Here is a 21936-nt window from a genome sequence, read left to right as displayed (position 1 = left end):
AAATGCAGCTATATGCTACAAGGAAGTATTCTGATTAGGGCCAGCCTCGATGAGTATGATTACGATTGGTGTGATTTTGAGGTGGTTGTAACCAAAGGCCAGTCTGAAACGCAAGTCCGCTTTGGAGGTGCTGTAGATACTTGGAGAGAGTTTGGATTGGCTCTACAGTCTTTTCCCTCTAAAACCAATGATTATAGATTGTTCGAATCAGGGCTAGGAAGTTTACATGAAGAAAAGCTCATCCTAAAAGCATATTGCTACGACAGTCTCGGGCATACTGCTTTAACCGTGAATATTGACCGCCAAGAAGAGCCGCCTGCCGATTTTCGTATTCACTTCTCCATTCCTGCCGAGGTAGCCTCCCTTAACCAGTTGGGCCGAATGCTGGCGAACTGGGAAGTGAAGGATAACGCCGAAATTTATTGGGAAGCCCAAACCAGCTAATGCTCAAACCCCAACTCCACGTCCTCTGCCTGGCCTACGTGCAGGAGCGCATCGATGCCTGCCAGGCTGCCATTCGGGCCGCGCAGGAGTCAGCCAACTCCGAAACCAAGAGCAGCGCCGGCGACAAGTACGAAACCGGCCGCGCCATGGCCCAGAACGAGCGGGACCGAAACGCCATCCAGCTCCAGCAGGCCCAGCAGCTCCAGGGCGAGCTGCAGCGCATCAACCCCGCCCTGCCCTGCGACACCGTGCGGCCTGGCGCACTGGTGCACACCAGTATGGGCACGTTCTACCTCGGCATCAGTGCCGGCAAGCTTACTGTGGAAGGGCAGGACTATTTCGCCGTATCGGCTGCCGCACCCGTAGCCGCTGCTTTGGCCGGCAAGCGGGCCGGGGAGTCGGCCGTGTTCAACGGCAAGTTGGTGCGGATTGAGGAAATTCAGTAACATTTGGGTAATTATTTCGCCAGCCCAATCACTTCTGGCTTATCCAATCCGATGAGTTTACAGGAACTATACACAACTTTAAGTCAGCGCCGGCGGCCGGAAGATGTTGCCGAGATGCTTCTGCCGCTTCTGGAGCACCGACTAAACCGTGGCCAGTTAGCTATACTTCAACGGGCTGCCAACCATTCGCTGCGCCGGAGCTTCTGGCAACACACGGCCATGAGCCAGGTTTTCCGGGCACCGGTAGGGGCCGAAAAGCAGGTGCGCAAAGCGGCCGAGTTATTCAAGACGGAAATAAACGGAGCCCTCCGCTACGTTGCCAGCTCGGAAGTGGAAGCGGTGTTGCGTCAGCTCAGTCCCTTGATCAGCAAGGAACCGGGACAGAATGATTATCTCAACCACCGGCTGGATCGTACTGGCCGGAAAGCGGCTGGCCTGGACATATCGAAAAGACAGTATAATAAGCTGTTTCGCAGTCTTCGCCACATCGAACACAAGCTGCAAAAAATGCAGGCGGAAGCATATAAGGCGGAGATGGAGCAGTTAGCCAAACATGGGTTGGCGCACCAGATTTCCTACGAGGAGTTTGCACGGGATGAGGCCACTGCGGCGTTCATTGCCTACTACACAGCGCGCTGCAACCTGCGAAGCGAATTCACCATTTCGGGACAGCAACGCCCGTTTGACGAAGTGGCCGAAATGCTGTTGCAGCGGTGTTATGAGCCTGCACGCAAGGGCTTAGCCCAGTGGCTGACACCGGTACCGCCGATTCCGAAAGCTACTACCAACTGGTGGGCCCTGGCCCAGGTGTATCCTGCTCCTGGCGTGCTGGCTCAGCTTTCTGCTGCCCGGCAAGGAGAATTGCTGGGGCAGTGGACTACCATTCTGCGCAGCCTGGCAACGTACCTTAAGCAAGTATGGGAGGCAAATTCATTTGCCCGCCACACGATGGTAGTGAAGCGCGGAGACGATTCGTCTACCTGGAATGCTGCCGCTGGAGCCTGGAATAAGGCGCGCGACAACTGGATTAACCTGCTGTACGCCTTGGGAATGGAATTTGTGCTGGAGGACATGTGCTTCGGCAAAGCCCTGCGCCTGATGGCGGCTGATGTAGTGGCCTGGCACCATAGTGCCGGCCAGGGTCTAGACCCGAATACCCAAGTGTGGAACGCCCTGCCGCTGCCTTGGGAGGTGCTGATAAACGAGGCAACTTGTACGGCAGCTGATATTACCACGGCCTGCCAGCGTGCCGGGCTCGATCCGTACACGTCAGGGTGGTTGGCTCCCCGCCCGCACGGGGTAGTAGCATTTCGGCCCACTCCAGAGCTGGTGCATGGCGTAAGCGTGGCAAACCCCTATCTTGCCACCATATTAAAGCGCCATCGGTATTTTTCCGGCAAGCCCAAGTAACCGCCTGCGAAATCATAAGCAGTAGTACTTGATGAGATAGTTCAGTGGCAGAACGCCCGGCTCTACCCGGGTGGACGTAGGTTCGAATCCTGCTCTCATCAATAGTTGTTTCTGGTATAGCTCAGTGGTAGAGCGCCCGGCTCTCGGTCCGGGTGGACGCAGGTTCGAGCCCTGCTATCAGAACTTCATATTCGAAATTGGCCGAAATGCAGCGAATTCGGCGCAACTGTTATTCTGAGCAAGGCGAGGAATCTGGGTGAATCATGCAATGGTCCAACCAGATTCTTCGCGCTGCTCGGAATGACAGTTCAGTTTACACCCGCGGCAGCAGCCCCGAAATACCCCGGATGTTGAGGCGCACGAAGTTGCGTACCCGTTCGAACCGGGCAGTGGCGTCCTGCCATTCCTCGTCGGGCTCCAGTTTGGTGGGGCGGTGGGTGTTGAGAAGGTTGAATACGGTTTCGGCCAAATCCATGTAGCCCAGAATCATCAGGAACAGCAGTTTCTTGTCGTCTTCCTGATAGTTCTTTTGGCGTACGGCTTTTACCAAGCTATCCAGCTGGGTGGCTTCATCGGAGAGCAGGTCGCGCAGTTCGTTGCGGCGGCGCTGGTATTCCAGCTGCTGCTCGGGCGTGGGTAGCTGGGGCGGGAAGGGGAAGGTGTCAGTGAAGCGCGTGGCGCTGCGGAAGTCCTGCTCGGCGGCGTACACTGTGTGCAGGTGCTTTTGCAGGCTGGCCCAGAGGCCGGTGCGGGCTTTGTCGAAGGCGGAAGGAGCGGCGGGTTCGGTCACAGGGCAGATACGAGGTGCAGAAACCCAAAAGTACGTTGATTCCGGCCCGTTGGCTAGCCGAACCGTAAAAACGCGCCACCTCGACGGGGAGCCGAACTTCCCCGTACTTTTGCCGCGCAACAATCCGTCCCGCTCCTGACTCCCGTTTCGTTGATGCCCTCTGAATTCCCCAAACGCGTGAGCCTGCTGGGCTCCACTGGTTCCATCGGTACCCAGGCCCTGGAGGTGGTGCGCGCCCAGCCCGGCCGTTTCCAGGTTACGGCCCTGTCGGCCCAGTCCAACGCCGAGCTGCTCATTGCCCAGGCCCGGGAGTTCCAGCCCGCCGCCGTCGTTATCGGCGACGAAGCTAAGTACCAGCAGGTGCGCGAGGCCCTAGCCCGGCAGCCCGAAACCGAAGTGCTGGCCGGCTCCGATGCCCTCACCGAGGTAGCCGGCCGGCCCGATGCCGATGTGGTACTCACGGCCATGGTGGGCTACGCCGGGCTGCTGCCCACGGTAGCCGCCATCCGGGCCGGCAAAGACATTGCCCTGGCCAACAAGGAAACCCTGGTAGTAGCTGGCCAGCTCATCACCGGGCTGGTGCAGGAGCACGGTGTGCAGCTGCTGCCCGTCGATTCGGAGCACTCGGCCATTTTCCAGTGCCTGGTAGGGGAGGAGCAGAACCCCATCGAGAAAATCATTCTCACGGCCTCGGGCGGGCCGTTCCGGGGCCGCACCCGCGAGCAACTGGCCCAGGTAACCAAGGCCCAGGCCCTCAAGCACCCCAACTGGGACATGGGCGCTAAAATCACCATTGATTCGGCTTCCTTGATGAACAAGGGCCTGGAGGTGATTGAGGCCAAGTGGCTGTTCAACCTGCGCGACGAGCAGATTGACGTGGTGGTGCACCCGCAAAGTATTATTCACTCCCTGGTGCAGTTTGAGGATGGCTCCCTGAAGGCCCAACTGGGCCTGCCCGACATGAAGCTACCCATTCAGTACGCCCTGGGCTACCCCCAGCGGCTGGCCAACGACTTTCCGCGTTTCAGCTTCCTCGACTACCCCCAGCTCACCTTCGAGCAGCCCGATACCGCCGCTTTCCGCAACCTGGCGCTGGCCTTTGAGGCCTTGCAGCGGGGCGGCAACGCGCCGTGCATTCTTAACGCGGCCAACGAAATTGCTGTGGCCGCCTTCCTGCGCGACGAAATCGGGTTCCTCGAAATGTCCGATGTAGTGGAGTCCAGCCTCGCCCGGGTTTCGTACCTTGCCAGCCCCTCGCTCCACGACTACGTGCTGACCGACCAGGAAACCCGCCGCGTGGCCCGGGAACTGTGCGGCCTGCGCGCCTGACACCTTGGCGGGCTCCGGCCGCAACTCTAAGCTTCGGTGCGTTGTTTGTTGCGGTGGAGTTAGTACCCTTCATCACCTCATTACCTACTTCTCTTGACAGGACTTATCATGGCCGGGCAAATGCTGCTGGGCCTTTCCATACTGGTTGGTTTGCACGAGTTTGGCCACTTTGCCGCCGCCAAATACTTTAAAATCCGGGTCGATAAGTTTTACATCTTCTTCGACTTTCTGTTTCCGCTGCCCGGGGTGATGAACTTCGCCCTGTTCAAAAAGAAAATCGGTGAGACGGAGTACGGCCTGGGCTGGTTCCCACTGGGCGGTTACGTGGCTATCCACGGCATGATTGATGAAACCCAGGACGCCGACAGCCTGGCTGCCGAGCCCCAGCCCAACGAGTTCCGGGCCAAGCCGGCCTGGCAGCGCCTGATTGTGATGCTGGGCGGTATCATCATGAACGTGATTACCGGCATCGTCATCTTCTCGGCCATGACGTTCCACTATGGCCAAAGCTACCTGCCGGCCTCGGAGGCCCGTTTTGGCGTGGTGCCCAACGAGCTGGGTAAGCAGATTGGCTTCCGCCAAGGCGATAAAATCGTGAAGATTAACGGCCGGCCGTTCGAGGATTTCAGCGACGTATATAGCCCCGACGTGATTCTGGGCAACAACGCCTATTACACCGTAGACCGCAACGGCCAGCTGGTAGACATCAACGTGCCCAATAACTTCATGGACCGCCTCGCCGACGAAGGTGAGCAGCGTTTCGTGCAGCCCCTCGACCCCTTCGTAGTGGATGAGGTAACGCCCAGCAGCCCCGCCGAGCGTGCCGGCCTGCAGGCCAACGACCAGATTCTGGCTGTGGCGGGCAAAAACACGCAGTTCTTCCCCGAGTTGCAACAGGCCCTGAAGGACAACGCCGGCAAAACTGTGCCCGTGCAGGTGAAGCGCGCCGGCCAGCCCGTAACGCTGCAAGTAGCCGTGGACGACGACGGTAAAATCGGCTTCCGACCCAAGTCGCTGCTGAACGTGAAAACGCGTTTCTATGGCCTGGGTGAGTCAGTTCAGGTGGGCACCAAGCAGGCTTTCGGGGTGATTACCACCCAGCTGAAAGCTTTTGGTAAGATTTTCCGCGGTGAGGCGTCATTCCGCAAATCCATTGGCGGGCCTATCGAAATTGCCCAGCAATACGGGGGCAAGTGGGACTGGTTCCGCTTCTGGAGCCTCACGGGCATGCTGTCGATGGTGCTGGCCTTTATGAACCTGTTGCCCATTCCGGCCCTGGATGGCGGCCACGTTATCTTCCTGCTCTACGAGATGATTGCCGGCCGCAAGCCCTCTGATAAATTCCTGGAAAACGCTCAGAAGGTGGGCATGATGCTGATTCTGGCGCTAATGGCCTTCGTGCTCATCATTAACCCGATTCTGAAAAAACTGGCCCTCTAAGCGCCACGCATAATTGCCCGAAAGCCGTGCTGCCCGCAAAAGGTGGCACGGCTTTTAGTTGTAGCGGGTTGTGGGTGGGGCTGCTAGCTGCGGCGCAACCCGTCCTTCGCATTCTAGTCTGTTCGCCATGAAATTCCCCCGTTTTCTGTTGGCCCTGGCCGTGCTGCTCACCTTGAGCCTGGCCGCCTGGGCGCACGCCTACCACGCCAGCATCATGGAGGTGCGCTTCAATCCCGAGAAGCAGCGCTTAGAAATGGCCCTCAAGCTCTTCATCGACGACCTGGAGCAGGACCTGTCCAACGGTAAGCCCAAGCCCGTGCGTACCGACCAGCTCACTCGCGCCCAGCTCAACCCGCTATTAGAGGATTTACTGCGCCGCTCGGTGCAGTTCAGCGCCCGTCCGGGCGAGGCCCCGCTGCCCCTCACGCTGGTGGGCCTGCAAAAAGAGCCCGATGCCTACTGGCTCTACTTCACGGCCCCGCTGCCCGCCTCCGCCACCAGCGTCACGTTGCGCCACCAGCTGCTGCTCGCCCTCTTCCCCGACCAGATGAACATCGTCAACCTCGACGTGAAAGGCCAGAAGCAAAGCCTGCTCTTCCGCGAAGGTGACGTGCAGCAGCAATTGAAGTGGTAATACAGTTAGTAGTCAGCTAATCCGCCTAATAGAAAAGCCCTTGATGCCATATGAGCATCAAGGGCTTTTGCGTAAGAGTGGCTGAAGCGACTATATATTCAACCAGATCATCCATGCCGCAATAGGGCCGAAGCTAGCAGCCGCTTTTTGCCAGAATGGTAGGCGCAAGAAAAAGAACTGCGTGGCGAGGATGGTGTATATCGGAATAGTCAGGACGAAAGCCCACGGCAGCAACGACAGCAAAACAAGGCCTATTTCGGCTATTAGCAGCCGATAAAAAGTGCGCTTGGTTTCTGGTGCCATTACCACTCAAACTTCCCGTCCTTATCACCCTTGGCGGGTTTGGCGGGTTCGGGCTTGCTGGGGGAAATGGGGTCGGCTTTGAATTCATCTTCCTTGTCGCCGCCGGGGCGAATGAGGCGGAACTCTACGCGGCGGTTGGTTTTAGCATCTTCCTCGGTCACCTCATCCTTGAGTGGGCGGGAGGAACCATAGCCGAAACTATCGATACGGTTGGGGGCTAGCTTGCCTTTCTGCTCAATGTATCGCCTAATGGATTCAGCCCGCTCCTGGGAAAGCCGTTCGTTGAATTCCGGGTCACCTTTACCGTCGGTGTGGCCCGTAATGCTGAGCCGGAACGTGGGATGGTCCACCATGAACACGGCAATGCGGTCTAACACTGGGTGCATGCTCGCCCGAATCTGCGACTTATCCTGGTCGAACTCGATGTTCTTGAAAATAAGTGGCAGTTTGTAGTCGATGGAGTTCGTCATGAGCTTCATCACCGTATCGCCTTCCAAGGCAAACTTCTTCTCCACGCTGAAGAAGTCGGGGCTCTGGATAAGCATCACGTAGTGCGAGCCCTCAATCAGGTCGAAGTCAAACGAGCCGTCGTCGCGCAGGTATTTGCTGGCTACCTCAATGCCGTTGTCAGTATCAATAATGCTGATAATGCCGTTGAGGGGCTTGCGGCTTACCGAGTCAATCAGGGAGCCTTCCACGTGCGTGGTAGCCAGGGGCTGGGCCTCCATGGGTAGCGGGAAGGAGTAGAGGTCCAGGTTTTTCATGTCCTTCTCCTCAGAGCGCGCATAGTAAAGGCTTTTGGAGTCGGAGTCGATGGTGAAATAGTACTCTGAGCCCTTCCCGTTCACCAGGGGCCCGATGTTGATGGGCTCCTGCCAGCGGCCCCGTACCCGATAGGTTTTGTAAATATCAAAGTCGCCAAAGTTGAGCAACTGCCCCCGGGAGCTGAAGTACAGCACGTGGTACAGCGGGTGGTAGAAAGGGCTCACCTCACTCTCGCGGGTATTCACCACCGGGCCCATGTTCTGGGCGCGGCTCCACTGCCCGTTCTTCTGCTTCACCGTGTACCAGATATCCGACAGCCCAAAGCCGCCCAGCCGGTCGGAGGCGAAATACAGGGTGTCTTCGTTGGGTGAGAGGGTAGGCTGCGAGTCCCAGGCCGTGGAGTTGACATTAGCCCCCAGGCTCTTCGGCATCGACCATTTGCCGTCCTTAAACGTGGCCGTATACAGGTCGCAGTTGCCGTGGCAGGTGGGGCACTCGCAGCGGGCGAAGTAGAGCGTAGTACCGTCCTTGCTGATGCAGGCCGAGCCTTCGTTATAGGGTGAGTTGATGGGCTTGGGCAGCGGCTCGGCCTGCGTCCAGACGCCGTTTTCGCGGTGGGCCGTGTACAGGTCTTCGTCGATAACGCCGTTAAGGCCGCGCATTTTGCGCTTCGAGGAGAAAATCAGCTGGTCGGCGTCGGCGCTGAGGGTGGGGCCGTAGTCCTCGCGCTGGGAGTTGATGGCGTCCCCCATGGTGGTGTACACGCCCTTGGGTGGCCGGAAGGTGGCAATGTTCTTCCGGTACTCCACAATGTCGTAGTACGTTTTCAGGGGCACGTACAGCTCCGTGTCCTTCTGCTCCAGCGAGTCGTAGTAGCGCTGCACTTTGGTGAGCGTCTGGCGGCGGTGCTTGAGGGCCAGGCGGTAATAGGCCTTGGCACGCTCCTCATTCTCGGCTTTTTCCCAGAGCTGGCCCAGGTGCCAGAGCAACTGGTTGTCCTTATAGAAGTTTTCGATGCCGAACTGGCCCACGTAGGCTTCCAGCAGGTTGCGGGCAGCCGTCCAGTTCTTGCGCTTTTCGGCCCGCTGAATCTCACGAAGGGCCTTTTTATCCTGGAAATAGGCCAGCCGGTTCACGTTTGGGAATTCCGGGGTGGCATCACGCCGGGCCCGCGCCTGCCGGATTACCTTGGCTGTAAGCTTGCGTTGCGCGTTGGGTAGCCCCGTTTTTTGTTGCGCTGAAAGTGTAGTAGGCGGGCACAGTGCAAGGAGCACCGTGCATAAAGTCAGCAAACGGGCAAAGAGACGCATAGCAGCAATAAGGCACGAAGGCGGTGGGAAACCGGCAAGCATCAAAAATAGGAAATTTTGGATACCAGCGGTGAGGTGGATGGAAGAATGGTTGAATGAAAGAATGGATGAATGGAAGGGTATATACTCCTACTTCATTTATCCATTCTTTCATTGTTCCGCCCTGCCGATGTGGCGGCCCGCGTTGGTGGCACGGCACTTGCCGAATCCCTACCTTCGATACCTACGTTAGCCTTCTGGGTTCAAAATATGGTCGTTTGCCTGTCATTGTGGCATCCGATGTCTGTTTTGCCCGTCCTTCTGTACATGAGCCGCAATACCTCGCCTTCCACTCCTTTCTCTTCCTTACTGATGGCTGAAGACCCCGCTGAACTGGTGTCCATTGTGGCCGCTGACCCCGACCAGCCGTTGGGAGCCGATGAGTCGCCGGAGGTACTGCCGCTGCTGCCGGTGCGCAACACGGTGCTGTTCCCGGGCGTGGTACTGCCTGTTACCGTCACGCGGAAAAAGAGCATTCGGCTGGTGCGCAAAGCCTATCGGGGCAATAAGATTGTGGGCGTAGTAGCCCAGAAAAACGGCCAGAGCGACGACCCGGAGCTGCAGGACCTGTATCCGGTGGGTACCATGGCCAAAATTCTGAAGCTGCTGGTGCTGCCCGATGGCAACACCACTATCATCATTCAGGGCCAGTCCCGCTTCCGCATTGAGGAAGCCGTGCAAACCACGCCCTACCTCACGGCCCGCGTGAGCTACATCCAGGAGGTATTCCCAGCCAAAAGCTCCAAGGAGGTAAAGGCGCTGGTGTCGTCGCTGAAGGAAGCAGCGGCCCGCATGCTCAAGCTCAACCCCGAAATTCCGCAGGAAGCCCAGGTGGCGCTGGATAACATCGAGTCGCCTTCCTTCCTGACTCATTTCCTCTCCTCTAACATCAACGTGGAGGTGAGCATGAAACAGCAGCTGCTGGAAACGGCCGATGGTGTGGAGCGCGGCACCCGCCTGCTGGAGTTAATGATGAAGGAGATTCAGCTGCTGGAAATCAAGCGCGAAATCCAGACCAAGGTGCACACCGACATCGACCAGCAGCAGCGCGACTATTTTCTGCGCCAGCAAATTAAGGTGCTGCAGGACGAGCTGGGCTTCGATGGACCCGACCAGGAAGTGGAAAAGCTACGCCAGCGCGCCAAGGACAAAAAGTGGCCCGAAGCTGTAGCCAAGCACTTTGCTAAGGAGTTGGACAAGCTCACGCGCATCAACCCCCAAGCCGCTGAGTACCCGGTGAGCCTGAACTACGTGGAGTTTCTGCTGGATTTGCCCTGGGGCGAGTACACCAAGGATAACTTCAACCTGAAGCGTACCCAAAAAATCCTTGACCAGGACCACTATGGTATGGAAAAGGTGAAGGCGCGCATCATTGAGTATCTGGCCGTACTCAAGCTCAAAAACGACCTGAAAGCCCCCATCCTGTGCCTGTACGGCCCGCCCGGCGTGGGCAAAACCAGCCTGGGCCGCTCCATTGCCAAGAGCCTGGGCCGCCAATACGTGCGCATGAGCCTGGGCGGGGTGCGCGACGAGGCCGAAATTCGGGGACACCGCAAAACCTACGTGGGGGCCATGCCCGGCCGCATTATCTCGCAAATCAAGAAAGCCGGGGCCTCCAACCCGGTCATTGTGCTGGATGAAATCGACAAGCTGGCGTCTGACTTCCGCGGCGACCCGTCGTCGGCGCTGCTGGAGGTGCTGGACCCCGAGCAGAACAGCACCTTCACTGACAACTTTCTGGAGGTGGAATATGACCTTTCGCGGGTACTGTTCATTGCCACGGCCAACTCCCTGGAAACGATTCAGCCTGCCCTGCGCGACCGGATGGAAATCATTGACCTGACCGGCTATACCCTAGAGGAGAAAACCCAGATTGCCAAAAAGCATCTCTGGCCTAAGCTTATGCATGAGCACGGCCTTTCCCTTAAGGATGCCGGCATCAGCACCAGTGCCTTGCACCGCGTCATCGATGATTATACCCGCGAATCGGGGGTGCGCAGCCTGGAGCGGAAACTGGGGGCAGTAGTGCGCAACGTGGCCAAGAGTAAGGCCATGAAAGAGCCGCATCCTGCCACCTTAGAGCCGAAAGACGTGCGCCGCATCCTCGGGGCCGCCATCTTTGACCGGGACCAGTACCAGGACAACGAAACCGCCGGCGTGGTAACGGGCCTGGCTTGGACCTCCGTGGGCGGGGATATCCTGTTTATTGAAAGTCTGCTGAGCCGGGGCCGAGGCAAACTCACGCTGTCGGGCCAGCTCGGCGACGTGATGAAGGAGTCGGCCGTAACGGCTCTGAGCTACCTGCGCAGCCGGGCTGAGGAGCTGGACATTGATTACCGCCTCTTCGACCAGTACGATCTGCACATTCACTTCCCCGAGGGTGCCGTGCCCAAAGACGGCCCTTCGGCCGGTATTGCCATCTTCACCAGTATTGCTTCGGTATTCACCCAGCGCAAAATCCGCAGTCATTTGGCTATGACTGGCGAAATCACGCTGCGCGGAAAGGTGCTGCCGGTGGGGGGCATCAAGGAGAAGATTCTGGCCGCTAAGCGGGCCGGGGTGCGTGACATTATCCTGTGTCCGAAGAACAAAAAGGACATCGACGAAATTTCGGCCGAGTACCTTAAGGACCTCACCATCCATTACGCCGACCGAGTAGATGATGTGCTGCGTGTGGCGCTGCTGGATGAAAAAGTGGCTCACCCCATGAAATTGGTGGTGCGCGACGAAACACCGCTACCCAACGGCCCGAGCGTTGAAGTGAGCTAAACAGCATTGTTATTCCAAGGAAGGAGGATCCTGCATTTGCTGTTGTGATGATTCACCCGGCTTCCTCCTTCTTCGGAATGATGGTTGGGGTGCACAATAAAACGTCTTCTCACCGCGTCCTAACCGGCAACCCCTTTATCTTCGTTGCTGATGATGCTACCTGTACGCCGCGCCCTTCTATTTGCTGTTCCTGCCCTAGCTGTGCTGGGGGCTGCTCCGGTGGCCCAGGCACAAATTGGTGGGCGGCAGGCAATGTCGTTCCTCAACCTGCCAACCAGCGCTAAGTTGGCTGGATTAGGCGGTGCCAACGTCTCAGCCCGCGACGCCGATGGTACCATGCTCTACGGCAACCCGGCCCTGCTGAACGCCGATATGGACGGCCGGCTGGCCCTGGGTTTCGTCGATTACCTGGCCGATATCAAGCAGAGCACGGCCGCCTACGTGTTCAATACCCAGAAAGCCGGTCGTTTCGGGATGGGCCTGACGTATCTCAGCTACGGGCAGTTTGAGCAATTTGACGCGGCGGGCAATTCGTTGGGCCAGTTCTCGGTGAACGAGTATGCAATGAGTGTGGCCGATTCATACACCAGCGGCGCTTTCACCATTGGGGGCACCCTGAAGCTGGCAGGCTCCGGTATTGCTGGCAACCACTCCTACGCGGCCCTGGCCGATGTAGGCGGTTTGTTCAAACACCCTGAGCAGGATTTTACAGTGGGTTTAGTCGTTCGTAACGCCGGCGTACAGCTCAAGCCCTACGATGGCGCCAGCCGGGAGCCGATGCCGTTGGATGTGCAGCTAGGCACTTCCTTCAAGCCCGAGCACCTGCCATTCCGGTTTTCATTCACGGCTCATCATCTGCAGCAGCTGGATATCGTGTACCTCGACCCTAACCAGCGCGGGCAGCTGGATGAAAACGGGGAGGAAGTGAAGCCTAAGAAAAGCCTAGGCGACAAAATTGCCCGGCATTTTGTGGTGGGAGGGGAATTACTGCTGAGCAAAAACCTGAATGTGCGCTTGGGCTACAACCACCTGCAGCGCCGGGAGCTACGCCTGGAAAATACGTCGGGCGGGGCCGGTTTCTCGTTCGGCGTAATGCTGCGCATCAGCCAGTTTCAGCTCGATTATACCCACGCCGGTTACCACGCCTCGGGCGGGGCCAACTACTTCACCATTGCCCGCAACCTAGATTCGCTGTTCAAAAAGACCGCGCAGTAGAGTTGAGTTCGGGCTGTTTTACCGGGTGTAAACCTTTGTCTTGCACCCGTGGTACTACCTACTCGTTATGCCGACTAAGTCGCTTACCTGATTGTCCTATGCTCAACTCCCCTGAGTTTCTCACCCCGGCCCAAATTGTTGCCGAACTCGATAAATACATCATCGGTCAGCAGGATGCCAAGCGGCACGTGGCCATTGCCCTGCGCAACCGGTGGCGACGCCTGCATGCCCCTCAGGAAATGCAGCGCGAAATTGTGCCTAACAACATTCTCATGATTGGCTCTACGGGCGTGGGTAAAACTGAAATTGCCCGCCGCCTCGCCAGTATCGCCGGGGCACCATTCACCAAAGTGGAAGCCTCCAAGTTTACCGAAGTTGGCTACGTGGGCCGCGACGTGGAAAGCATGGTGCGCGACTTGGTGGAGCAGTCGGTGAACATGGTAAAGCAGCGCCGCAAGGAGGAAGTGAAGGTGCAGGCCGCGCAGGTGGTGGAAGATATTATTTTGGACATTCTGATTCCGCCAGTAACCAGCGGCGCGCCAGTTCCTGCCAAGCCAACGGTTGGCTTCCCGCTGCCCACTTCTCCCGAGGCCGTACCTGATTCAGACCACGAGCTAAACGAGCGGACCCGGGAGCGTTTTCGGGAAAAAATCCGCAATGGGGAGCTGGATGAGCGTAAGATTGACATTCGGGTGCAGCAAAACAGCAGCCCCGGTATCGGCGTCATCGGTGGCCCCGGCGGAATGGATGAGGCTAGCATGGCGGGTATTCAGGATATGCTGGGCTCCATGCTTCCTAAGAAAACCCGCAAGCGCAAGGTAACTGTGGCCGAGGCCCGCAAAATTCTCTTGGATGAGGAGGCAGCCAAGCTCATCGATATGGATGAGGTGAAGGATGAAGCCATCCGCCAGGCTGAAAACGCCGGCATCATCTTCATCGATGAAATTGACAAAGTTGCCAGCCGCAGTGGCAAGGGTGGGGGCGGCCCCGACGTAAGCCGGGAAGGCGTGCAACGGGATTTGCTGCCCATCGTGGAAGGCTCGGCCGTGAATACCAAATATGGTATCATCCACACCGACCACATCCTGTTCATTGCTGCCGGGGCCTTCCACGTGGCTAAGCCCTCCGACCTGATTCCCGAGCTACAGGGCCGCTTTCCTATCCGGGTAGAGCTTCAGAGCCTGAGCAAAGAGGACTTCTACCGCATCCTGAAAGACCCCAAAAATGCGCTGACTAAGCAGTACGAGGCCTTGCTGCAAGCCGAGGCCGTAAAGCTCTCTTTTGACGACGCGGCGCTAGAACGCTTGGCCGAAATAGCATTCGAGGTAAATAGCGAAGTTGAGAACATCGGTGCCCGTCGGCTGCACACCGTCATGAGTCGCCTGCTCAACGATATTTTGTTCGATGTACCGGATGTCATTGGGGCTAACGCGCACATCCAGATTACCCGGGAGTTGGTTGAGGAGCGGCTCCGTGATATGGTGCGCAACCGTGACCTGAGCCAGTACATTCTGTAGTATGACCTTTGTCGGATTGAAAACAGAAAGAGGCAGCCTAGCTGCCTCTTTCTGTTTTCTGCCGTAAGAAAAAGCATCCTCCTACTTCTCACCTGTAACCAGATGCACCACTACATTATCACAGGCGCCAGCCGGGGGCTGGGCAAAGCACTAGCCGAAACCGTTCTGCAGCAGCCTAATACTACCGTGCTCGGCGTTTCGCGCCACGCCACCATCGAGCATGAGCGGTACCAGCATCAACCCCTCGACCTCTCGGATATGCTGGCCGTGCAGAACAATGTATACAAGGTCTTCCCCAAGCTTCTCGAAGCAACCAGCATCACACTAGTAAACAATGCCGGGGTATTGGGCGAGATTGGCTACATGGGTGAGCAGCAGAACGAGCATTATGAATTCGTTTTCGATGTAAACCTAATAGCTCCGGCCATGCTTATGAACACTTTTCTGAGCGCATACTCCGGCCTTACTATTCCACGCACCATCCTTAATATCAGCAGCGGGGCAGCCCAACGCCCGGTAGATGGCTGGGCTGCATATTCAGCTTCCAAGGCCGCCCTCGATGCTCTGTCTCGCACTGCACAGAAAGAGCAGGACCTGCGCGGCACCGGTGTCCGCATTCGTAGCCTAGCACCCGGCGTCGTCGATACCGCCATGCAGGCACACATCCGCGCCGCCGATGCGCGCAATTTTAGCGAGGTGTCACGCTTTCAGCAGCTGCATTTCGAAGGTGAACTAGTCCTGCCAACAGCTGCCGCACAAAAAATCTATGCGTGGCTCCAACAGGCTGACCTTGGTAATGAGGTCGTAACGCGCCTGCCCGGTTTCTGATTGCAGGCAAAAAGGTAGTTGCTCTATAAGCAATAAAAAAAGTAGGCCGTTCACCATAACGAGCTGAGACAAGCGTGTCTGTCAACAACCATATTCATGATAGTATATGTTTATTTTATATGCTGATTTAGTGGTCTTTATAGGTGCTTTAGCAAGCAGAGGCCTAAAAAGAAAATTTCTGGTAAGTACTTAAGGGTAACCGGCAAGATGCATGTCCTATACAATGAAACACGATAGAGCCATCCTTTAGTGTCGGTAAAGTAGCAGCCCATCTACAATGCCTTCGCTAAGTATTCAGAATGATTTACCTGCTACGATGAGTTGCTTTCGGGGCACGTGGCCGAAGCTTTTTGACGAACTCCTGTTGTGAAACAGCTGTACCTAACAAGAGGGAGTAGCCGCTGCAACGGTTGCACCACTGTGAATGCTGATATTTTATAATTTTATCAATATGCTATTGGATCAAAGTGTTGCCTTCTGCATAATCACTGAAAAGGGCATTCGGGATTAGTGCAGGATTGCAAAAAATGTTCTGACAGTTGATTACTTTTAGCGAAGAATGAGAGCGGTGTTTAAAATTTTTCAGTTTTAAACATCAAATCCTAACTTGGAGCTCAGTTTAAACTCACCAACCATTTTTCACTCACATGCGGAAAATTTTATTGACGGCGGCTCTGGCCGCGCCCGTACTGTTGCAGCAGGCGGCCGCGCAGAACCGGCAAATTTCTGGGCGGGTTACCGACCGTGCTACTGGTCAAGGCCTTCCGGGAGTTACTGTACTCGTTAAGGGTACTACCATTGGTGTTTCTACCAACTCTGATGGTACGTATACCATCAGTGCCCCTGCATCTGCAACTACGCTGTCGTTTTCTTCTATCGGCTTCGTAGCCGTAGAGCGCGCCATTGGCGACGCTTCTACGATTGATATCGGACTGGCTAACGACTCGAAAGTTCTGGGTGAAGTTGTTGTAACCGGCGCTCTGGGTATCCAGCGTCAGCAACAGCAGGTAGGTTATGCTACTGCCACTCTGGACACGAAGGAAGTTACCCAAGCCCGTGTTACCAACGTAACTAACGGTCTGGCTGGTAAAGTATCGGGTCTGCAGATTCAAACCGTGAACAACGGTGTGAACCCTTCTCCCCGTGTAACTCTGCGCGGTAACCGCTCACTGCTCGGTAACAACGAAGCTCTTATCGTACTGGATGGTGTTATCACTACTAACCAAGTGCTGGGCTCTTTGAACCCGGATGACGTTGAGTCGATTTCGGTACTGAAAGGTGCTAACGCAGCTGCTCTGTACGGTTCGCAGGCTTCTAACGGTGCACTGATTATCACCACTAAGAAGGGTGGTACTTCTTCACAGGTTACGTTGTCGCAAACCTCGCAGTTCGAGTCTATCTCGTTCCTGCCGAAGTTCCAGGACCGTTTCGGCCCGGGCGCTAACACCTTCACCTCGACGCTGCCCAAGTTCACTGGTGATGGTACTCCTGACTCGGATTATAACACCCAATATCAGGGCTTTGAAAACCAGCAGTACGGCCCTCGTTTCGACGGCTCGATGCAGCCTTTCGGTGAAAAACTGGCAGACGGCAGCGTACAGATGCTGGAGTACAAAGCTCGTCCGGATGAAAAGCGTAAGTTTTTCAACACGGGTTACCAGATGCAGAACGGTGTTACGTTCTCGGGTGGCGATGAGAAAACCAAGTTCTTCGCTTCGTTCCAGAATGTTCGCAACAAGGGCATCGTACCCAAGGACCGTTACGACCGGAACACTTTCCGCTTCAACGCTTCGCGTGAGCTGGGTCGTCTGACGGCTGGTTTCAACGTGTCTTACTCGCAAGGTATCACCGATGTTACGACCAACACCAGCCAAGACAACTCGGTGTACTGGAACATCTTTAACACGACTGTGATGACCCCCATCACGGACTATAAAGATTGGCAGAACAACAAGTTTGCTAACCCCAACGGGTACTACAACGCATTCTACTACAACCCTTACTTCATCATTGATACCTACCGTTTCAAAGATCGTCGTAACACGATTGTAGGTAACATTGACCTGTCATACAAGTTTACTGATTGGTTGAAGCTGAATTACCGTCTGGGTACTACCAACGTAGACCAGAGCAGCATCTCGACTCAGAATAAGTTTACGTTCAACCAATACGTTCGGGACCACAATACCAACAAATCGGGTACCGGTTTGAACGGTTATGTTCAAGATGTAGCCAGCAGCGTGCAGCGCACCAACTCCGACTTGTTTGCTACCATGGATAAGACCTTCGGGGATATCTCGGTACAGGCTATCTTGGGTAACAACGTGCAGTTGCTGAACAGCCGCTACAACACGGTGTCTTCAACGGCACTGGCTACTCCAGACCTGTTCAACCTAGGTAACCGCATCGGTAACTTGGCTGGTAGCGACGCTCAATTCCGCACGCGTTTGCTGGCTGGTTACGCTGACTTGACGGTAGGTTACAAGGACTTCATCTATCTGCACGGTTCGGGCCGCTACGACAACGTATCGATCCTGAATTCGGATAACCGGAGCTTCTTCTATCCCGGCGTTGACGCATCGTTCGTCTTCACCAATGCCTTCTCGGCATTGAAAGATGTATCCTTCCTCGACTACGGTAAGGTTCGTGCTGGCTACACCAAAGTGAGCCAGATCAACTTGAGCAACTCGGCAGGCGTAGGCGTTGCTGAAACCGGCGGTGCTTATAGCTTGAACTCTACGTATTCGTTGGGTACGGGCTTCCCCTTCGGCTCAACGGCTTCGTTGACTGCTGATAACCGTCTTGTAGTTCCTAACCTGGTTCCCGAGACGACCCGTTCGTTCGAAGCAGGTGTTGAACTGAGCTTCCTGCAACGTCGGGTATCGGGTGCATTCACCTACTACAAGCAGCGAAGCGAGAACCAAACCATCCCCACGTCGATTTCTATTGCCAGCGGCTACAGCACTATCCTGCTCAATGCCGGGGTAGTTGAAAACCGCGGTGTTGAAGCTGACCTGAACCTGACGCCTGTTCGGTTGGATAACGGCTTCACCTGGACAGTAGGTGGTAACTTCAACTACAACAACAACGAAGTTATCTCCCTGCCAGAAGGTCTGAGCCAGCTTGCTCTGACTACTGGTGGTAACTCCCAGCTGTACGCTATTCCGGGTAAGCCTTTCCCGATCCTGAAAGGTACGTATTACCAGCGCACTGAGGATGGCCGCGTGAAAATGACCACCAGCCAAGATCCTGTTACGAAGGAGACGCGTTATTTCCCCCTGCGTGCTGCTGATACCAAAGAGTTCGGCAACACGCAGCCTAAGTATCGTTACGGCTTCAATACCAGCCTGACGTTCAAAGGTTTAACTTTGGCAGGTCAAGGGGAACTTCGCACGGGTTATGTAGTGTATAACAGTATCGGTGAAGACCTCGACTTCACGGGTGGTGGCCAGCGCAGCGTAACCTATGATCGTCAAGATTTTGTGTACCCCAACTCGGCTATCCTGGGTGCTGATGGAACTACCTACGTTCCCAACACTTCGGGTCTGACTCCGGGTGGTGCTGAATTCTGGGCTAGCACGGCGTACAACCGTGGTGTTGCTGAGAACTACGTAACCTCGGGTAAATTCTTCAAGATTCGGGAAGTTTCGCTGGCCTATGCTCTGCCAACCAGCCTCGTATCGAAAGTTGGATTTGTGAAAGGCGCTTCGCTGAACATTTTCGGTCGTAACATCTACACTTGGGTGCCGAAAGAGAACATCTACACTGACCCTGAGTTCAGCTTCAGCAACAGCAACGCCATCGGCATCAACACCAACCTGCAGACTCCTCCCACTAAATTCTGGGGCGCTTCCCTCACTGCATCGTTCTAATTCACTCTTCAATGAACATACTATCTAAACTTCTTGTAGCAACGGCCATTACGGCTACCGCTACCAGTTGCTCGTCGTTCCTCGACATTAACGATAACCCGAACCAAGCGACTTCTGCAAATCCTGATCAGTTGTTGGCCAATGCTCTAACAGTTACGGCTAACAACTATACGGGCGGCGCGACCAGCTACAACCATTACGCTTCTTTTGCGGCTGGTTACTGGGGCAAATCGGGCGTAGTAAATGGCTACACCGAGGAGCGCACGTACAACTATACTAGCCTGTTCCAGCAGAACTTGTGGTTTAACACGTACGATAACCTGAATGACTACAATATCATTCAGACGAACGGAGCAGCTAACGGTTACCCAAACCACGCGGCTATTGCCCGCATCATGAAGGCGTACAACTTTCTGCTACTGGTTGACCAGTATGGGGACATCCCGTACAGCAACGCTCTGAAAGGTGCTGCCAACACTACGCCCAGCTACGATAAAGCTGCCGATATATACAAAGATCTTATCGTGCAGTTGGATGGTGCTATCACCGATATCAATGCTGCTACCAGCGGCCGTGCGGTGTCGAGCGAAGACGTAGTATTCGGCGGGAACATGGTGAAGTGGAAGCAGTTCGCCAACAGCCTGAAGCTGCGTATTCTGCTCCGCGAGTCGCAGACCAACGATGGTGCTCTGAACGACTACGTAAAAACTCAGTTGGCTTCTCTGCAGACTGCAACCGACGGGTTTATTACTACCGACGTGCTGGTGCAGCCTGGCTATAATGCCAACACGAACCAGCAGAACCCCTTCTGGAACCGTTACGGCTACAACGCCGCCGGTGCTAACGCAACGGAGCAGCTGTACCAGATTCCGACCAACTACATCATCAACCAGTACGTTAACAACAAGGACCCGCGCGTTTCTCAGCTGTATCAGTACGGCATTAAGAATGGCAGCAACCAAGTGTATGTAGGTACGGACCTGGGTGAGCGTAGCCCTGCCGGCTCTACTGCCACGCTGCGTGCCTCGTTCTTCTTACGTGGTGGCGGATTGCTGAAGGGTGCTAACGCTCCCACGGCCCTCATGCTGCTGTCGGAGCACCTGTTCAACAAGGCCGAAGCCGAAACTCGTGGTTTGTTCACCGGCGGTAACGCCGCTGCCAAAGCCGATTTCAACAACGGTATTCTGGCTTCGTTCATCTATTTCTATCGTCCGGCAACCGGTGCTAACACTACTCTGCCAGATCCGACGACTTCAACCGCCGCAGGCGTTTCGCAGTACAACTCGTACATTGCTGCAAACACCGCTAACCCGTTGGTTAACTTTGATCTGGCTACGTCTAATGGTTCGTTGGGTAAGCAATCGGTAATTCTGTACCAGAAATACTTGGCTGAGAATTCCGTTGCAAGTGCCGAAGCATGGGCTGACTACCGTCGTGCCGCGCAGCCGAAGTTCCCCGCTTCGCTGGAGTCGAACTCGCCGCGTGCTGACAAGTTGCCAACCCGTCTGTTGTATCCGCAGACCGAAATCAATACCAACCAGAAAAACATTCCGACTGGTGTTGACCAGTTCACGAAGATCTTCTGGGACGTTGTTGACTAATGTCTAGATATAAGGCAAAAAAAGGCCGCTCATTTGAGCGGCCTTTTTTATTTGTAGTAAGGCAGAATTAACTGCTTATCGAGTTAGTTAACACATCTAACTCTGCATCAAATACCCTTTGATGTATTCCTCTAAATCTCCATCCAATACATTTTGCACATCGGTGCGCTCAATGCCGGTACGGAGGTCTTTGATGAGCTTATAAGGGTGTAGCACATAGTTTCGGATCTGAGAGCCGAAATCGATGCGTTTTTTGCCAGCTTCGACGGCGGCCCGGGCCTCGTTGCGCTTGTCGAGCTCTATTTGGTACAGGCGCGACTTGAGCATACGCATGGCGTGCTCCTTGTTCATAAGCTGGCTCCGCTCAATTTGGCATTCGATGATGATGCCAGAAGGAGCGTGGCGTAGCCGGACAGCCGTTTCTACCTTGTTCACGTTCTGGCCGCCTGCTCCGCCACTGCGGAAGGTGTCCCAACTGATGTCGGCGGGGTTTATCTGGATGTCGATGGTATCATCGACAACCGGATAGGCGAAAACGGAGGCAAAAGAAGTGTGGCGTCGGCCACTGCTGTCGAAGGGGGAGATGCGCACTAGGCGATGCACCCCGATTTCGCTTTTCAGGTAGCCATAGGCAAACTGCCCATCGATTTCCAGCGAGGCCGATTTGATACCTGCCCCTTCACCGGGTTGGTAGCTAACTTGGCGTACGGTAAAGCCCTGCTTTTCGCCCCACATGATGTACATGCGCATGAGCATTTCGGCCCAATCCTGACTTTCGGTGCCACCAGCTCCGGGGTTAATTTCCAGAATGGCGGATAGCTGGTCCTCTTCGTCGGAGAGCATGCGCTTGAACTCCAGCCGCTCAACGGCCTGTTCGGCGCGGGTATATTCCTGCTGCATTTCTTCTTCGGAAACGTCACCGTCCCGGTAAAAGTCATACAGCACTTCAACGTCACCAAGGGATTTCTCAACGGCCTCGTAGTCGTCGGTCCAGACCTTGATGGCCTTGATTTCCTTCATGGTGGCTTCGGCCTTCTTGGAGTCGTCCCAGAAGCCGGGAGCCGTAGTTTGTTCCTCGGTGGCTAGCACCTGAGCTTTGCGGGCATCGTAGTCAAAGATACCTCCTCAGGGCCTCAGCGCGGCCCTTCAACTCCTTCACCTGATCGTGGGTCATGGAAAAAATGCGTGAATGAACAAAATACCTTTCGGGCTGGAAAGGCGGGA

15 protein-coding genes and 2 tRNA genes are annotated in these 21936 nt (G+C 55.7%); 14 read left to right on the top strand and 3 right to left on the bottom strand.

Going from position 1 to position 21936, the window contains the following annotated elements; all coding sequences use genetic code 11:
* Window positions 1-12 precede the first annotated feature (12 nt).
* The 5 genes from LF252_RS12015 to LF252_RS11995 all read left to right on the top strand — a co-directional run bounded on the left by LF252_RS12015 (window position 13) and on the right by LF252_RS11995 (window position 2483).
* Window positions 13-444 carry a hypothetical protein gene (locus LF252_RS12015; RefSeq protein ID WP_226269837.1) on the top strand — a complete coding sequence of 144 codons (432 nt, stop codon included), beginning with the start codon at window positions 13-15 and terminating at the stop codon, window positions 442-444.
* Window positions 444-890, top strand: a complete 447-nt coding sequence (locus tag LF252_RS12010; protein WP_226269836.1) for a 3-oxoacyl-ACP synthase — start codon at window positions 444-446, stop codon at window positions 888-890. The genes LF252_RS12015 and LF252_RS12010 overlap by 1 nt, the downstream gene beginning before the upstream one ends.
* A gap of 219 nt (window positions 891-1109) precedes the next feature.
* Entirely contained in the window at window positions 1110-2300 is a 1191-nt protein-coding gene (locus LF252_RS12005; RefSeq protein WP_226269835.1) for a hypothetical protein, read from the top strand.
* Between the two features lie 30 nt (window positions 2301-2330).
* Window positions 2331-2401, top strand: a tRNA-OTHER gene (locus LF252_RS12000).
* Window positions 2402-2410: 9 nt separating this feature from the next.
* A tRNA-Glu gene (locus LF252_RS11995) sits at window positions 2411-2483 on the top strand.
* A 130-nt stretch (window positions 2484-2613) separates the two neighbouring features.
* On the opposite strand, the gene LF252_RS11990 is transcribed toward LF252_RS11995, so the two are convergent.
* Window positions 2614-3090 carry a hypothetical protein gene (locus LF252_RS11990; protein ID WP_226269834.1) on the bottom strand — a complete coding sequence of 159 codons (477 nt, stop codon included), beginning with the start codon at window positions 3088-3090 and terminating at the stop codon, window positions 2614-2616.
* A 153-nt stretch (window positions 3091-3243) separates the two neighbouring features.
* Between LF252_RS11990 and LF252_RS11985 the strand changes: the two genes are divergently transcribed.
* The 3 genes from LF252_RS11985 to LF252_RS11975 all read left to right on the top strand — a co-directional run bounded on the left by LF252_RS11985 (window position 3244) and on the right by LF252_RS11975 (window position 6493).
* The gene (locus LF252_RS11985; RefSeq protein WP_226269833.1) at window positions 3244-4419 is read left to right on the top strand and encodes a 1-deoxy-D-xylulose-5-phosphate reductoisomerase; all 1176 of its coding nucleotides are present in this window, start codon (window positions 3244-3246) and stop codon (window positions 4417-4419) included.
* Between the two features lie 108 nt (window positions 4420-4527).
* The gene (rseP, locus tag LF252_RS11980) at window positions 4528-5859 is read left to right on the top strand and encodes an RIP metalloprotease RseP (protein WP_394370409.1); all 1332 of its coding nucleotides are present in this window, start codon (window positions 4528-4530) and stop codon (window positions 5857-5859) included.
* A 127-nt stretch (window positions 5860-5986) separates the two neighbouring features.
* Entirely contained in the window at window positions 5987-6493 is a 507-nt protein-coding gene (locus LF252_RS11975) for a DUF6702 family protein (protein WP_226269831.1), read from the top strand.
* 302 nt (window positions 6494-6795) lie between these two features.
* Here LF252_RS11975 and LF252_RS11970 read toward each other — a convergent pair whose 3' ends face one another.
* Complete coding sequence (locus LF252_RS11970; protein WP_226269830.1) at window positions 6796-8871, bottom strand: OmpA family protein; 2076 nt, start codon at window positions 8869-8871, stop codon at window positions 6796-6798.
* 351 nt (window positions 8872-9222) lie between these two features.
* On the opposite strand from LF252_RS11970, the gene lon reads away from it, so the two are divergent.
* From lon to LF252_RS11940, 6 genes are all read left to right on the top strand, one after another.
* Window positions 9223-11679 (top strand): endopeptidase La, encoded by a 2457-nt coding sequence (gene lon / locus LF252_RS11965; protein WP_226269829.1) that lies wholly within the window; start codon window positions 9223-9225, stop codon window positions 11677-11679.
* 150 nt (window positions 11680-11829) lie between these two features.
* Entirely contained in the window at window positions 11830-12894 is a 1065-nt protein-coding gene (gene porQ / locus LF252_RS11960; RefSeq protein WP_226269828.1) for a type IX secretion system protein PorQ, read from the top strand.
* A 98-nt stretch (window positions 12895-12992) separates the two neighbouring features.
* Complete coding sequence (gene hslU, locus LF252_RS11955) at window positions 12993-14411, top strand: ATP-dependent protease ATPase subunit HslU (protein ID WP_226269827.1); 1419 nt, start codon at window positions 12993-12995, stop codon at window positions 14409-14411.
* Window positions 14412-14513: 102 nt separating this feature from the next.
* The gene (locus LF252_RS11950) at window positions 14514-15239 is read left to right on the top strand and encodes an SDR family NAD(P)-dependent oxidoreductase (protein ID WP_226269826.1); all 726 of its coding nucleotides are present in this window, start codon (window positions 14514-14516) and stop codon (window positions 15237-15239) included.
* A 647-nt stretch (window positions 15240-15886) separates the two neighbouring features.
* On the top strand, window positions 15887-19111 hold the full coding sequence (locus tag LF252_RS11945) for a SusC/RagA family TonB-linked outer membrane protein (RefSeq protein WP_226269825.1): 3225 nt from the start codon (window positions 15887-15889) through the stop codon (window positions 19109-19111).
* Between the two features lie 11 nt (window positions 19112-19122).
* Window positions 19123-20712, top strand: a complete 1590-nt coding sequence (locus LF252_RS11940) for a SusD/RagB family nutrient-binding outer membrane lipoprotein (RefSeq protein WP_226269824.1) — start codon at window positions 19123-19125, stop codon at window positions 20710-20712.
* A gap of 96 nt (window positions 20713-20808) precedes the next feature.
* Here LF252_RS11940 and prfB read toward each other — a convergent pair.
* A protein-coding gene (prfB, locus tag LF252_RS11935) for a peptide chain release factor 2 (protein ID WP_226269823.1) occupies window positions 20809-21886 on the bottom strand; the annotation gives its coding sequence in 2 pieces (ribosomal slippage) (window positions 20809-21825 and window positions 21827-21886; 1077 coding nt in all).
* Between the last annotated feature and the right edge of the window lie 50 nt (window positions 21887-21936).

The sequence above is a fragment of the Hymenobacter pini genome (genome assembly GCF_020421205.1).
GTDB classification, from domain to species: Bacteria; Bacteroidota; Bacteroidia; order Cytophagales; family Hymenobacteraceae; genus Hymenobacter; species Hymenobacter pini.
This window is presented reverse-complemented; position numbering and strand designations above follow the sequence as displayed.